Origin of the sequence: Kocuria salsicia (assembly GCF_007681555.1) — a bacterium.
Taxonomy (GTDB): domain Bacteria; phylum Actinomycetota; class Actinomycetes; order Actinomycetales; family Micrococcaceae; genus Kocuria; species Kocuria salsicia.
Genome location: NZ_VELE01000002.1, coordinates 233,068 through 247,384 on the forward strand (window position 1 = coordinate 233,068; position 14,317 = coordinate 247,384).

Sequence of the window (14,317 nt, forward strand, 5' to 3'; positions counted from 1 at the left end):
GCTGGCTGGTGGCCCCGCAACGGCTCCGTGGCGGGCCGACGCGCCCGGACGCGCAGACGTCCGGTCTGCCTGTCAGTGCGCGGCCGGAGCCGTCACTCAGGAGGCGCGGCGGGCGTCGTCGTCGGGCTCGGAGTCCGTGTCGTCGATGTTCCCGGTGCCCGCCCCGTGCACGGAACCACCGGACGAGCTGCCCTCGTGGGAGCCGCCGCCGTGGCGGGGACGCTGCTGCGTGTCGTGGTCGTGGCGGTGGACCACCGGGATCTGACCGGTGATGAAGGCGAACTCCTGGTCCGGGCTGTCCGCGAAGTCCGGGTCCTGGTCGAGCTTGGTGCTGAACACCCAAAAACGGTAGGCGAAGTAGCGGAAGACGGTGCCCAGGATGGTGCCGATGATCGTGCCGGAGATGAACGAGGCCGTTGCGGAGGTCAGGCCCAGGACGTAGTAGCTCACGCCCAGACAGCCGAGTTCGATGGCCATGCCGATCCCGTTGGCCACCAGGAACTGCACGAGTTCCTTCTTCTTGTCGTCCTGGCGCTTGTCACGGAAAGTCCACAGCCGGTTGGCGACCCACGAGAAGACGATGGCCACCACGGTGGCCACCACCTTGGCCTTGATGTGGCTGTCCGCGAAGTAGGGCGTGTGCATGAGCAGCCACACGAGCGTGGCGTTGATGGCGAACGCAGCGGCCCCCACCAGTCCGAACTTCGCGAGCTCTTTGACGAACAGTTCCCACAGCGCGTGCGCGCGCTCAACCACGGTGTTCAAGGGTTCGGTCTCACTCTGCTCATCGGGGACGGAGGAAGGTTGGGGGGACCGTCTCGTGCGTGCGTCCCACCCGGACGGATGTCGTCGCGCCCGGGACTCACCGTGGGCGCCGGATGAATGAGTGCATCGTACTCCGACATGACTGGACGTCAGCTGTGGCGATAGCCTGGGAGGGTGAATTCTCCTGAGACAGGTCCTGTCATCGGCGTCGTGGGCGGCGGGCAGCTCGCCCGCATGATGGCCCCCGCCGCCACCGCCCTCGGAGTGGAGCTGCGCGTGCTCGCGGAGAGCCCCGAGGTGAGCGCGGTGGCGGCCGTCCGCACCGCTCCCGCGGGCGACTACACCGATCTCGACACCCTGCGCCGCTTCGCCGCGGAGGTGGACGTGCTCACCTTCGACCACGAGCACGTGCCCACTGAGCACCTGAAGGCCCTGGAGGCCCAGGGGGTCGCCGTTCGCCCCGGGCCCGCCGCGCTCGTGCACGCGCAGGACAAGCTCGTGATGCGCCGCGCCGTGGCCGATCTGGGCCTGCCCAACCCCGAGTGGGCGGAGGTCCACACCGCCGAGGACCTCGTGGCCTTCGGCGATCGCGTCGGCTGGCCCGTGATCCTGAAGACCCCGCGCGGCGGCTACGACGGCAAGGGCGTGCTGCGGGTCGAGCGTGCGGAGCAGGCCACGAGCGGCACCGCTGCCGAGTGGTTCGAGCGCTCGGCCGCCGCGGACTCCGAGGAGGGGCTGCTCGCGGAGGAGGCCGTGGCGTTCAGCCGTGAGCTCTCCGCAATGGTCGCCCGCAGGCCGTCCGGCGAAACCGTGGCGTGGCCCGTCGTCGAGTCCATCCAGGTGGCCGGTGTGTGCGACGAGGTGATCGCCCCCGCTCCCGGGCTGGACCCGGAGGTGGCCCGTGCCGCGCAGGCCGCCGCCGTGAAGCTCGCCCATGACCTCGCAGTGACCGGCGTGATGGCCGTGGAGCTCTTCGAGACGCCGGGCACGGAGACCGGGTTCGCCGTGAACGAGCTGGCCATGCGCCCCCACAACTCCGGGCACTGGAGCATGGACGGCTCCGTCACGGGCCAGTTCGAGCAGCACCTGCGGGCCGTGCTCGACTGGCCGCTGGGTGCCACGGACGTGGTGGCCGAGGCAGCCGTGATGAAGAATTTCCTGGGTGGGGACAACCAGGACCTCTTCGCGGCCTACCCCGCCGCGATGAGCGCCGAGCCCCGCGCAAAGATCCACAACTACGGCAAGTCGGTGCGCCCGGGCCGCAAGATCGGCCACGTCAACGTGGTCGGGGACGCCCACGAGCTCACGGCGCTGCGCGAGATCGCCACGCACGCGGCGAGCATCCTGCGCGACGGCGAGGACCGCCACGCCCGGCCCACCGCCGTGGACAGCGGGGGGACGACGACGTGGGGCGCGGTCCCGGCCGCCCAGACTGGCGTACCCCTGGTGGGGCTCGTGATGGGTTCGGACTCGGACTGGGCCACCATGCGCGCGGCCGCCCAGGCCCTCGAGGAACTGGGCGTACCCTACGAGGCGGACGTGGTCTCGGCCCACCGGATGCCGTCCGAGATGCTCGAGTACGGCCGCACCGCCCACGAGCGCGGGCTGCGAGTCATCATCGCGGGGGCCGGCGGCGCCGCCCACCTGCCCGGCATGCTCGCCTCCGTGACCCCCCTGCCGGTGATCGGCGTCCCCGTGGCTCTGAAGACGCTGGACGGCATGGACTCCCTGCTCTCGATCGTGCAGATGCCCGCGGGCGTGCCCGTGGCCACCGTGTCGATCAACGGTGCGCGCAACGCCGGTCTGCTCGCCGCGCGGGTGCTGGGCTCGGCGTCGAGCACCTCCGCGCAGCAGCTGCGGGACCGGTTGCAGCACGTCGCCGCGGAGCTCTCCGAAGCCGCGCACCGCAAGGGCTCCGCCCTCCGGGAGGCCGTGGCCCGCGGCGCGAGCTCCAAGGACTGAGCCGGCGCCGCCGCACCGGGGCGGGCTGTCGGCCCAGGTCCAGGTGAGCGGGGCACAATGAGCCACTCGTGTCCCCTCCTCGGCGGGGCCACGGACCGGTGGGCCGCAGCGTCGGCTCCCCGCAACACCGACTTCCCCTTCAGCACGGAGTTGCACGTGAACGGATCAACCGACCACCCGGAGGACGGCCGTCCCCTCCCCTCGGCCACACGCGCCTACGACGAGGTGCCCCCGGCCCGCGGCGCCCACCTCGACGGCGCGCACGTCGGTGGCGCACACCCGGACGGTGCGTTCCCCGACGACGCCGCGCAGGACCTCCCTGCCGAGGGTGCCTCGGCCGTCCGCGATCCCGAGGACGGTCCGCGCCGCGCCCGCACCCGGGTGGGCGAGCCCCTGCGCAGTCCGCGTTTCGCCGCACCCGCCACCCGCACGAAGCGGGCCTGGTGGCTGCTCGGCGCCACGCTGCTGGTGCCCGGCTCCGCCCAGCTCGTGGCGGGCAAGCGGCTGATCGGACGGATCGCCGTAAGGATCACCGCGGTGGTCTGGGCGCTGGTCGTGCTCGCCGTGCTGCTGTGGTTCGTGTGGCGCACCGCCCTGGTGTGGCTGCTGACCAATTCCGTGACCTCTGCCCTGCTGATGTACGGGCTCGTGGCACTGGCAGTCGGCTGGGTGCTGCTGTGGTTCGACACACTGCGCACCATCCGCCCCGGGCTGCTGGGGGACAGTGCCCGGCGCGGCGTCGTCGTCGCCACTGTGCTGGCCATGGTCGTCACCGGCGGCGGGCTCGGATACGCGGCTCACCTGGTCTCGGTGGCGCGCGGCGCCGTCTCGGGCATCTTCGGCGGGGGCATGCCCTTCTCCGCGGCGGACGGGCGCTACAACATCCTGCTCATGGGCGGGGACGCCGGCGAGGACCGCGAGGGGAGGCGCCCGGACTCGATGACGGTGCTCAGCATCGACGCGTCCTCCGGCCAGACCATGACCATCTCCCTGCCCCGCAATCTGCAGAACGTCCCCTTCCCGGAGGACTCCCCCATGCACGGGGTCTACCCTGAGGGCTTCAACTGCGGGGACGAGTGCATCATGAACGCCGTCTACACGGACGTGATGCAGAACCACAAGGACCTCTACCCGGACGTCGCCGATCCCGGGGCACAGGCCACCAAGGAGGCCGCCGAGGGCGTCACGGGCCTGAAGATCCAGGCGTACGCGCTGATCGACATGGACGGCTTCGCGTCCCTCGTGGACGCCCTCGGCGGCATCGACCTGAACGTGGGCGGACGGGTTCCCATGGGCGGTGGCACCAACCTTGACACCGGCGAGAAGAACCCCATCCTGGGGTGGATCGAGCCCGGTGTGCAGCACATGGACGGTTACCACGCCCTCTGGTACGCCCGCTCCCGCGAGGGCGCCACGGACTACGACCGCCAGGCCCGGCAGCGCTGCGTCCAGGCCGCGATGCTCGCCCAGCTGAACCCGGTCACGGTGGCCACCAAGTTCGACGAGCTCGCGAGCTCTGGCCAGCAGATCCTCGAGACGGACATCCCTCAGTCCTCGATCGGCTCCATGGTCACCGTGGCCACGAAGGCCAAGGACCACGAGCTGCAGGCGTACGCGGCGGGTCCTCCCTACTACGACCAGTCCTTCCCCACCTACCCGGACTACGACCAGTTCCGCTCAGACCTGGCGCAGCTGCTCGAGAAGGCCAGCGGCAACGACGCCCAGGCGGCTCCGGCGGCGGGCGGCGCGGCGTCATCGTCCTCCGGCACGGCGAACGCCGCAACGGCGGGATTCACCTCGGGTGGCGGCTCTGTCACCGGTGGAGGAGCCGGAATTGGGACCACCGCGGTGGTGCCGGCGGCACTGAAGGTGCCCACCGAGGAGACGCTGTCCCCGAATGGCACCTGCTCCGTCCCCTGACGGGCACGGGGCATCGGTGCAGCGGTACAGGTACAGGTACAGGTACAGGTACAGGTACAGCCTCATCGGTACAGTGGAGCCGTGGCAAACATCCTGCAGTCCCCCGAGTGGGCCCAGTTCCAACAGAGCATCGGACACCGTGTGATCCAGGCCGAGGGCCCCGGATGGCGCTACCTGGCCACCGTGGAGGGCGGTCGCACGGGCCGCTACCTCTACTGCCCGTACGGCCCGGAGGCGGACTCCCCGGAGGCCTTCGACCGCGCCCTCGCGGACCTCACCGCCCAGGCTCGCGCGAACCGCTGCTGGTTCGTGCGCGTGGAGCCGATCAACGGGCACACCGTGGACGGGATCGAGACCGCGGAGGCCTCGCTGCGCCGTCGTGGGATGAAGCGCGCGCCGCGCCAGGTGCAGCCGGGGCACACCCAGCTGATCGACCTGCGCAAGGACTCCAAGGACCTGCTCAAGGCCATGAAGTCCACCAACCGCAACCTGTACCGCAACATTCACAAGAAGGGCGTGAGCATCGAGCGCTCGCAGGACCCTGCTGACGTGGAGCACCTGCTGCGGTTCCTGGACGACACCGCGAAGCGCCGGAACTTCAACCGGCAGCAGGACGACTACCTGCGCGCCGTCGCCGCCTCCCTGATGCCGGTGGACGCGGCGAGCCTGTACCTCGCGAAGCTCGATGGCGAGCCGATTGCGGCGTCGCTCGTGTACGACTCCGCGGACACCCGCACCTACGCGCACGCCGCCATGGACCAGGAGCACCGCAAGCTCTCCGCGGGCATCCCCCTGGTGGTCACCATGATCATGGACGCCAAGGAGAAGGGCCTCACCTGGTTCGACCTCTTCGGCACCGCACCAGAGGGCGCAGGACCCGAGCACGAGTGGTACGGGTTCACGTCCTTCAAGAAGTCCTTCGGCGGTGAGCCGGTCGCCTACCCGGGCACCTGGGACCTTCCCGTCTCCCGCGCCGGGTACACGGCGTACAGCGGGGTGCGCGCGGCCCGCGAGGGACTCGGATCGCTCGCCGGAACACTGCGCGAACGGGCCGGGAGCCTGCGGGAGCGCCCCGGTAGTCTGCGTGAGCGCCTTGGCGGGCTGGGCAGCCGGGCGACGACGCCGCGCGGGAAGAAGGACGACGCATGAGCCGCACCGCGCTGGTCACGGGTGCCACGGGAGGGATCGGTCGGGCGTTCACGAAGGCCCTGCACGAGCGCGGATACGCGCTGATTCTCACCGGGCGCAGCACCGAGAAGCTCACGGAGTTGTCACAGGAGGCCACCGGTGGTGCCGCACAGATTGTCGTGGCGGACCTGGGCACGCAGGACGGCATCGACACCCTGGTGGACGTCCTGGAGCGCAACCCCGTGCACCTTCTGGTCAACAATGCAGGCTTCGGGACGCACGGCGAGTTCGCCGCCCTGGACCTGGACCGTGAACTGGAGGAGCTCACCGTGAACGTGCGGGCGCTGATGACGCTCACGCACACCGCCCTGCAGTCCATGACGGTCGCCCGCAGCGGTGCCATCATCAACGTGGCCTCGGTGGCGGGCTTCCAGCCGCTTCCGTCCATGGCCACGTACAGCGCGTCCAAGGCGTTCGTGGACAGGTTCACCCTGGCCGTGGGCGTGGAGGCCCGCAAGCACGGCGTCCAGGTGCTGAGCGTGAATCCGGGGCCAGTCGACACGGACTTCTTCCGGGTGGCGGACGCCTCGGCCATCGACCTCGGGCGCTCCGCGAAACCGGAGGACCTCGTAACCGCCACGCTCACCGCGCTGGAGAAAAGGCGGCCCCGGGTGGTCTTTCCCCGGACCTACCACGGCCTCGAACGGATCGCCGGTCTGCTTCCGCAGTCCTTCACGGCTCGCGTGGCGAACCTCGTCTCCGGCAGGGCGTAGCCCCGACGGGGCTCACCAGCGGGCGGCGTCCCGGACGGCCGCGCGACCCTCCGCGAGGGCCCGGCGCAGCAGGCCGTCGGCCGCCGGCTGAGTCTCGGGCGCCGTGGCGTCCGTCGTCCCGGTCTCCAGGTCTGTGCCTCCGAACTCTGGCTGTGCCCGCCGCTTGCCGCGCCTGGCGCGTTTGGCTCCTTTGGAAGACGGAGTCTTCTTGGCGGACGTGGTGTGCTTCTTTATTGCCCTCTTCTCGGCTTTCGCCGCCTTGGCGGCCTTGCGCGACGGGGCGGCGTCCTGCTCGGCGACGTCGACGGCGTCGTCCGCGGACCCAGCTCCGGCGAGCCCGACGTCAACGGCCCCAGTCTCGACAACCTCGGCCGCGGCGTCGTCGCGCCCCGCGCCTGCAGCGTCCGTCTCGGAACCCGCCCGGTGAGTGGGGCCCGAGGTGTTTGCGGGGCTCATGTGCTCCGGGAGGATCTCCTCGCGGCGGTCCTGCCGGGAGCGCCGGCCGAGCACGCGGCGCCGTGTCTTCTCGGCGCGGCCCGCGATCTGGAACTCTCCCACCAGGGGGTACTCCCACGTGCCGAGGACCTCCACGTCCTCGGTCGCGAGCTCGCGCAGCACCATGGGCTGGCCGGCCTGGTCCGGATCCCCCGCGAGCACCTTGTGCACGAGCCGCTGCTGGAGCTGGACGAGACCGGTGAGCAGCAGGGCGTCGTCCACCCCGAGCTCCCGGGCGCGGTCCGTGAAGCCCAAGCGGTAGATCATGGCGGCCTCGCCCGTGTGCACGAACCACAGGTAGCCCAGGGCCTTCTCGGGCCCGTCCTTGGGGCGCTCGGTCGCCACCAGGAACACGGAGTTCTCCCCCACGGCGCGCAGCAGCTCACGGATGTGCTGGGTGCGCAGGCCCACGTGGGAGAGGTCCCGGTCCTCGGCGTTCACGCGCCGCACCCGCACTCCCGAGTCCCTCAGACCCGCGCGGCAGCGCTGCAGAGTCTCGCTCGACAGGCGCTTGGACAGCTCCCCCTCGGTCTCGCCGAGGCGCACCACCAGGTGGCGGGGGCCGGCTTCACCGCGGCGGGGCTTGTCACGACGGCGGTAGCCGGCCTCCGCGAGCTCGTCCGCGAGTTCCGTGGTGGCGTGGGTGTCCGGGCTGACGCGCAGCACCGCGGCGTCGTGCACCGTGCGGGAGTGCTCCTGGAGTGCAGCGAGCACGGCCACGAGGTCACGCGGGTCCTTCACGTGCAGGGACTTGGCGTCCACCACCGTGTGGCGGTCCTCCGGGTAGACCAGCAGCTGGCCGTACCCCACGGTCTGGTTGCCGCGATCCACCCCCACCCGCTGCACGCGGACGTCGTCGCGGGTGAGAGCCTCGGCCTCGCCGATGCCCCACAGCAGGTCCGGGTGCCCGCCTGTGACTCGCACGCGGGCGTCCCAGCTCTGACGGTTCCCGCAGGGGGTCACGTTCAACGTCACGGTGTCTGTCCTCTCCTCATGCCCATGAACACCGCGACCCAGCTTAGCCGGGCGCGGGCCCCGCCCCGGTCGCCCATGCGAACGGCGCGCCCACCCGGAAAGGGCGGACGCGCCGTCGACGTCGTGGGACGTCAAGGTCACTTCTGGTGGCGTTCGTACTTCTCCCACTTCTTGGCGAGGTGCTCGGCCTCGACCATGCGCACCGTGCCGGAGCGGGAGCGCATCACGATGGACTGGGTGGTGATGGTGCGCCCGCGGTAGCGCACGCCGCGCAGCAGGTCGCCGTCCGTGATGCCGGTGGCGGCGAAGAAGCAGTTGTCGGAGGTGACGAGCTCGTCCGTGGTGAGGATCCGGTCCACGTCCAGCCCGGCGGCGGCCGCCTTCTCACGCTCGGCCTCGTCCGTGGGTGCCAGGCGGCCCTGGATCACGCCACCGGTGGCCTTCACGGCGCACGCGGTGACGATGCCCTCCGGGGTGCCGCCGATGCCCATCATGATGTCCACCCCGGTGCCCTCGCGGCACGCGGCGATCGCGCCGGCCACGTCCCCGTCCAGAATCATTCGGGTGCGGGCGCCGGTCGCGCGGATCTCCTCCACGAGGCCCTGGTGCCGGGGTCGGTCCAGGACGCACACGGTGACCTGGTTGGGCTTCACGCCCTTGGCCTTGGCCACCAGGTGGATGTTCTGCTTCACGGGCAGTCGCAGGTCCACCATGTCCGCGGCCTCCGGACCCACCACGAGCTTGTCCATGTAGAACACGGCCGAGGGGTCGAACATGGAGCCGCCGTCCGCCACGGCGATCACCGCGAGCGCGTTGTTCATGCCGAGCGCGGTCAGGCGCGTGCCGTCGATGGGGTCCACCGCGACGTCCGAGGCCGGGCCCCTGCCGTCACCCACCTGCTCGCCGTTGAACAGCATGGGGGCCTCGTCCTTTTCGCCCTCGCCGATGACCACGGTGCCGTTGAAGTCCACGGTGGAGAGGAAGGAACGCATGGCGTCCACCGCCGCACCGTCCGCGCTGTTCTTGTCACCGGCACCCACCCAGTGGCCGCCCGCGATCGCCGCGGCCTCCGTGACGCGCACCAGTTCGAGCGCCAAGTTGCGGTCCGCTGCATTTCCCGAGCTGCCGTACTGGGTGTTCTCTGCCACGTTGTTCCTCACCTTCGAGTTTCGGTGCGCCTCACCACCACCTGGGCCCGGGCGCCACCACGGTTGCCCCCAGCATATCCCCGGGCCTGTCCTGTTGGGCGGGTCCGCGCGGGCACGGCACAATGGAGGACGTGAGTTCTTCTGCTTCCGGGCCCTCCCGCGATCCCCACCCCGCGCCGTCGACGTCCCCTTCCGGCGCAGCCCCCGATGACGCCGCCGCGGCAGGCACCGCCGCGACGGACAGCGCGGGCGCGGAGGCCACAGACACCCCGGGGGCCACGGCCGGCGCCGACCAGCCCACCCCGCAGCTCACCACCAAGCAGGCGTCGCGGATCAACGCCCCGGTGCGCGGGATGGTGATCTCCATGCTCGTGCTGCTGCTCCTGCTGCTGCCGTTCCTGTGGCTGCAGCCCCGCCCGGACGCCCAGCCCTACCGGGCGCACGTGGACGTTGCCCAAGAGGCCACCTTCGCCGCGGACCAGGCGTCCTTCACCCCGGCCGCACCGGACCTCGGGGAAAGCTGGAGTGCCAACTACGCGCGCTGGGACGAGAAGTCCCAGGACGGTGTGCCGCTGTGGAACGTGGGCTTCCTCTCCCCCGACTACCACCTGGTGGACATGGTCCAGACCGCCGAGTCGAACCCCACGTGGCTCGCCCAGCGCACGGAGCTGGTGCCCGTGACGGACGAGAAGGAGGTCGCGGGCGTCACCTGGCAGATCCACCACCGGGACGCCTCTGGCAAGCAGGACGCGTTCACGGCGTGGGTGGGCACTCTCAAGGACTCCACGGTGGTGCTCAGCGGCGACGCCCCGGACGCGGACTTCCAGCTCGTGGCGGAAGCGCTCTCCCGCTCCTGAGTGCGCGCGCCGGTGTCGCCCCAGGCACCCGGCGCCTCGGCGGGGTTACCCTGTAACGGCGGCGCGCAGTATCACGCCGCGTCACCCCTCCTCGAGTCATGGAGTCCCACTGTGAACACTGAGACAGCCAGCGTGGACCACGCACCCGGCACCCCCTCCGAGGCCTGGCGGGCCCTGCAGGAGGGCAACTCCCGGTTCATCTCCGGGGACAAGCTGCACCCCCACCAGGACGCGCAGCGCCGCGAGAGCCTCGCCGAGTCGCAGAAACCGTTCGCCGTGATCTTCGGCTGCTCGGACTCCCGGCTCGCCGCGGAGATCATCTTCGACCTGGGCCTCGGGGACGCCTTCGTGATCCGCACTGCGGGCCAGGTCATCGACAACGCCGTGCTCGGTTCCCTCGAGTTCGCGATCGACGTGCTCGGCACACCGCTGATCATGGTGCTCGGCCACGACTCGTGCGGCGCGGTGACCGCCACAAAGAACTCCGTGGAGTCCGGTGAGCTTCCCACCGGTTTCCAGAGGGACCTGGTGGAGCGCATCACCCCGTCCGTCCTGCAGGCACAGCGCTCCGGGAACGCGGACCTGCAGGACATGGTCGTGGAGCACACCAAGCAGACCGCGGCACGCATGCTGGACCAGTCCACCGTGATCTCCGGTGCTGTCTCCCGCGGTGAGGCCGCCGTCATCGGCGTGTTCTACCACCTTGCGGACGGCAAGGCCGAGCTGGTCTACAGCGACGATCCCCAGATCAGCTAGTCGCCCAGGCGTTCGACGAGCAGGGAATCCCTGCTCGTCGCCGTTGTCCTGAGTACCAGGACCTGCTGCACACGGACCAGACCCGCGAGGACACGTGGCGGCGCGGCGTCGTCCACCTCCCTCCGACCTCACCGGGCGCGGCAGCGCCAGGGCTCCGGTCCCGACGTCGTGCCCGGCCGACGTCGCGGGTCTGACCACGACGTCGTCACGAGCCCGGATCGCGGGGCGCTTCGTCGGGCGCCGAGGGGCGCGGTGGCCGTAAACTGGCGACATGGCTGAAAACACTGAGTACCGCATCGAGCACGACACCATGGGCGAGGTCCGCGTTCCCAAGAACGCCCTCTACCGCGCGCAGACGCAGCGCGCCGTGGAGAACTTCCCCATCTCGGGCAACACGTTGGAGCGCGAGCACATCAAGGCGCTCGCGCAGGTGAAGAAGGCCGCCGCGACCGCCAACGAGGAGTTGGGTGTGCTGGACGCGCAGCGCGCCCAGGCCATCCGCGACGCCGCGGACGCCGTGGCCGCAGGGGAGCACGACGGCGAGTTCCCCATCGACGTGTTCCAGACCGGTTCGGGCACCTCCTCGAACATGAACACCAACGAGGTCCTGGCCACGCTGGCCTCCCGCGCGCTCGAGTCCGCCGGAGTGGAGGTCCACCCGAACGACCACGTCAACGCGTCGCAGTCCTCCAACGACGTCTTCCCCACCTCCGTGCACGTGGCCGTGACGAACGCGCTGATCAACGACCTCAAGCCGGCCATGGACGTCCTCGCCACCTCCCTGGAGAAGAAGGCGGAGGAGTTCAAGACCGTGGTGAAGTCCGGTCGCACGCACCTCATGGACGCGACCCCTGTGACCCTGGGCCAGGAGTTCAGCGGCTACGCGGCCCAGGTGCGCTACGGCATCGAACGCATCGACGCCTCCCTGCCCCGCGTGGCGGAGGTCCCCCTGGGCGGCACCGCCGTGGGCACCGGCATCAACACCCCGGACGGCTTCTCGGCGCGCGTGATCGAGCTGCTGTCCGCGGAGACCGGCCTTCCGCTGACCGAGGCGCGCAACCACTTCGAGGCGCAGGCCAACCGTGACGGCCTGGTGGAGGCCTCCGGGCAGCTGCGCAACATTGCGTACTCCTACATGAAGTTCATGAACGACATCCGCTGGATGGGCTCCGGGCCCAACACCGGTCTCGGTGAGCTGCACATCCCGGACCTGCAGCCCGGCTCCTCGATCATGCCCGGCAAGGTCAACCCGGTGATCTGCGAGGCGACCATCCAGGTGGCCGCGCAGGTGATTGGCAACGACACCACCGTGGCTCTGTCCTCCACCAACGGTGCGTTCGAGCTGAACGTGGGTATTCCCGTGATGGCCGCGAACCTGTTGGAGTCCATCCGCCTGCTCGCCAACGTGTCCCGCGTGGCCGCGGAGAAGATGGTGGACGGGTTGCAGGCCAACGTGGAGCGCTGCACGTTCCTGGCCGAGGCGTCCCCCTCGATCGTGACCCCGCTGAACAAGGCGATCGGCTACGAGGCCGCCGCAAAGATCGCCAAGCACGCCGTCGCGAACAAGATGACGGTGCGCGAGGCCACCATCGAGCTCGGCTACGTGGACGGCGAGAAGCTCACCGAGGAGCAGCTGGACAAAGCGCTGGACGTCACCACGATGACCGGCAACTACTGAGCTGATCCCGGGCGGCCCGCCGGGCTCGCACGGACCCGGTCCTGAGACGCAGAACTCGGCCACCCGATGTTTCGGGTGGCCGAGTTCCGTTCTGTGATGCTGCGGCCCGGTGGTGATGTGGTCCTGCGGTCCGGGGACCGCGTCGGCGGAGGGTTGTCAGGTCTTCCACCGGGACCACGCCGCCTGGCGCGAGGTGCCGGCGGCACCGGCCACGGCGGACCACGAGGCCGCCTCCGCCACGGAGCGGGCACTAACCCCCAGGTGCTCACCCGCCGCCGCGCTGATCCGCAGCAGGGCCTGGAACGCTTCGGGATCCCCGCGGCCGCTCAGCTGCGCGAGGGCCCGCAGCGCCGCGTCCTCGAGGTCGGACACGGAGGGTTCGGGGCCGGACGGGGCGGGTGTGTGGCTGCTCACGGATCCCATCATGGCACCACCCGCCCCGATCTCGGGAACCGGGGCGAGTGCCGGACTCACCGTCCCTCGAGCACGAGTTCAAGGGTGTCGTCCGGGTCGTCGAAGCCACGGGTCCACGAGACACCGGGCCACACGTACTCGACCGTGCCCAGGTCCGGGCGGTAGTGGGCGGTGAACAGCGTGCCGAACCCGGCCGAGTAGTGGTCCTGGTGCAGGGGATCCCGCAGGAAGCTGTCCCGCGCCTCGGCGGCGCTCACCCCCTGCTCGGCGGATGCGTCCAGGAACTCCAGGCGCTCCACCGAGTGGAACTGCGCGGCCTTCTGCGGGTACTCCGGGGTCTTGCCGCGGTGGTTGGTCGCGGTGCACGCGTCGAAGAACTCGGTGTCCTGCCCCGGGGCCACGAAGGCGGTGAAGCGCTCACCGCTGACGTCCACCACGGTGATGTTGTAGGACATGGACACGGGCAGCCCGCGCAGCAGCTTCCTCGCCTGGGCAGCGGTCTCCGCGACCTCCAGCAGGTAGCGGACCACCAGGGGGATCGCGAAGCCGGGCCCGGAGCCGGGACGCCCGCCGAACGTGAGGGACACGGCCAGACCGGCGTCGTTCATCCCGTCCAGCAGCCCCCACAGGCAGTCGCCCGTGCCGATCACCTTGCGTCCGGTGAACTCGCTCGAGTACACCGTGGCCTCCCACAGCTCCGGCACGTAGTCGTAGTTGCGGGTCAGGGACGTCTCCTCCCCCACCGTCGCCAGCTGCGAGCACGCCGGTGCGAAGGCGGGAAGGTTCCACATGGTCAGGAAGCGCGCTGCGTCGCCGTCACCGCCGGTCTGCGCCACGAGCTCGCGCCATGTGGGCACCAGCTCGGGCATGTGCTCCTCGAGCCTGCCACGGGCTTCCTCGAGGCTCGGGCGGGTGCCGGGACCCGTGAGGTACCACGAGCGGTACGCGGGCCAGGTGGCGTCGAAGAGCGCCTTCCAGCGCGGGCCGGGTGTGGCCTCGTGGATCCCGTAGACCGTCACCGGGTAGGCGCGGGCCGGGGCCTGCCACGTGCTCCAGTCGGTCTCGAACGCCTCGGTTCCATGGTCTTCGGCGCCGCCGACGTCGCCCGCGGCGGGCGTTCGACGGCGCGCACCCCGGGTGGGCAGATCGCCCCAGGCTCCGGGGCTGCCGGTCGCGAGTCGCGCGGAGGCGCGCACCCAGTCCACACGGGCCCAGTCGATGGCAGCCCAGTCGACCCCGGCCCATGCGGTCGGAACGGCGGTGGTGGTTCCCGCGGAGCGGGCGGAGCCGTCGTTGCGGGAGACGTTCTTTGCGGATTTTGTCATGCGTCAAGCAAACATTGACGTTCCACCCTGCGTCAACCCCGACTTGACGGTGCGCGGCCCCACCAGGGCCTGTCTCGTTCGCCACATAGGTTCCGGGAGCCCCCGGGAACGGGACTAAGCT

12 protein-coding genes and 1 pseudogene are annotated in these 14,317 nt (G+C 70.6%); 8 read left to right on the forward strand and 5 right to left on the reverse strand.

All coding sequences use genetic code 11. From position 1 onward, the window contains the following. Positions 1-96 precede the first annotated feature (96 nt). Entirely contained in the window at positions 97-756 is a 660-nt protein-coding gene (locus FS770_RS05845; protein WP_313960149.1) for a GtrA family protein, read from the reverse strand. A 183-nt stretch (positions 757-939) separates the two neighbouring features. Between FS770_RS05845 and FS770_RS05850 the strand changes: the two are divergent. The 5 genes and pseudogenes from FS770_RS05850 to FS770_RS05865 form a co-directional block, all read left to right on the forward strand. Beyond that, a pseudogene (locus FS770_RS05850) lies at positions 940-2,121 on the forward strand (5-(carboxyamino)imidazole ribonucleotide synthase); the annotation flags it as partial. A 102-nt stretch (positions 2,122-2,223) separates the two neighbouring features. Further along, entirely contained in the window at positions 2,224-2,727 is a 504-nt protein-coding gene (gene purE / locus FS770_RS14280) for a 5-(carboxyamino)imidazole ribonucleotide mutase (RefSeq protein WP_371413768.1), read from the forward strand. Positions 2,728-2,883: 156 nt separating this feature from the next. Next, positions 2,884-4,647: an LCP family protein gene (locus FS770_RS05855; protein ID WP_145010582.1), complete on the forward strand. Its 1,764-nt coding sequence runs from the start codon at positions 2,884-2,886 to the stop codon at positions 4,645-4,647. A gap of 81 nt (positions 4,648-4,728) precedes the next feature. Continuing rightward, positions 4,729-5,796 (forward strand): lipid II:glycine glycyltransferase FemX, encoded by a 1,068-nt coding sequence (locus FS770_RS05860; protein WP_145010585.1) that lies wholly within the window; start codon positions 4,729-4,731, stop codon positions 5,794-5,796. Next, positions 5,793-6,548: an SDR family NAD(P)-dependent oxidoreductase gene (locus FS770_RS05865; protein WP_144942378.1), complete on the forward strand. Its 756-nt coding sequence runs from the start codon at positions 5,793-5,795 to the stop codon at positions 6,546-6,548. The genes FS770_RS05860 and FS770_RS05865 overlap by 4 nt, the downstream gene beginning before the upstream one ends. Before the next feature lie 12 nt (positions 6,549-6,560). Here the strand turns inward: FS770_RS05865 and FS770_RS05870 are convergent, their stop codons facing one another. Next, the gene (locus FS770_RS05870; protein WP_145010588.1) at positions 6,561-8,018 is read right to left on the reverse strand and encodes a hypothetical protein; all 1,458 of its coding nucleotides are present in this window, start codon (positions 8,016-8,018) and stop codon (positions 6,561-6,563) included. A gap of 137 nt (positions 8,019-8,155) precedes the next feature. Then, positions 8,156-9,166, reverse strand: a complete 1,011-nt coding sequence (gene glpX, locus FS770_RS05875) for a class II fructose-bisphosphatase (protein WP_144942380.1) — start codon at positions 9,164-9,166, stop codon at positions 8,156-8,158. Positions 9,167-9,297: 131 nt separating this feature from the next. Here glpX and FS770_RS05880 point away from each other — a divergent pair, with 131 nt between their 5' ends. The 3 genes from FS770_RS05880 to FS770_RS05890 all read left to right on the forward strand — a co-directional run bounded on the left by FS770_RS05880 (position 9,298) and on the right by FS770_RS05890 (position 12,457). Then, positions 9,298-10,023, forward strand: coding sequence for a DUF4245 domain-containing protein (locus tag FS770_RS05880; RefSeq protein ID WP_244944778.1), 726 nt, complete (start codon positions 9,298-9,300; stop codon positions 10,021-10,023). 111 nt (positions 10,024-10,134) lie between these two features. Beyond that, a complete protein-coding gene (locus tag FS770_RS05885) occupies positions 10,135-10,779 on the forward strand; it encodes a carbonic anhydrase (RefSeq protein ID WP_144942382.1) in 645 nt (214 codons plus the stop codon). Between the two features lie 271 nt (positions 10,780-11,050). After that, complete coding sequence (locus FS770_RS05890; RefSeq protein WP_126874777.1) at positions 11,051-12,457, forward strand: class II fumarate hydratase; 1,407 nt, start codon at positions 11,051-11,053, stop codon at positions 12,455-12,457. Positions 12,458-12,613: 156 nt separating this feature from the next. Here FS770_RS05890 and FS770_RS05895 read toward each other — a convergent pair whose 3' ends face one another. Then, entirely contained in the window at positions 12,614-12,871 is a 258-nt protein-coding gene (locus tag FS770_RS05895; RefSeq protein WP_126874776.1) for a hypothetical protein, read from the reverse strand. A 56-nt stretch (positions 12,872-12,927) separates the two neighbouring features. After that, positions 12,928-14,196 (reverse strand): C45 family autoproteolytic acyltransferase/hydrolase, encoded by a 1,269-nt coding sequence (locus FS770_RS05900; protein ID WP_145010591.1) that lies wholly within the window; start codon positions 14,194-14,196, stop codon positions 12,928-12,930. Positions 14,197-14,317 lie beyond the last annotated feature (121 nt).

What these genes read in the sequence shown, in the direction of transcription:
- purE (WP_371413768.1), top strand. Translation starts at nt 2,224, where the DNA reads ATGGGTTCGGACTCGGACTGGGCCACCATGCGCGCGGCCGCCCAGGCC.
- FS770_RS05865 (WP_144942378.1), top strand. Translation starts at nt 5,793, where the DNA reads ATGAGCCGCACCGCGCTGGTCACGGGTGCCACGGGAGGGATCGGTCGG.
- FS770_RS05890 (WP_126874777.1), top strand. Translation starts at nt 11,051, where the DNA reads ATGGCTGAAAACACTGAGTACCGCATCGAGCACGACACCATGGGCGAG.
- FS770_RS05900 (WP_145010591.1), bottom strand. Translation starts at nt 14,196, where the DNA reads ATGACAAAATCCGCAAAGAACGTCTCCCGCAACGACGGCTCCGCCCGC.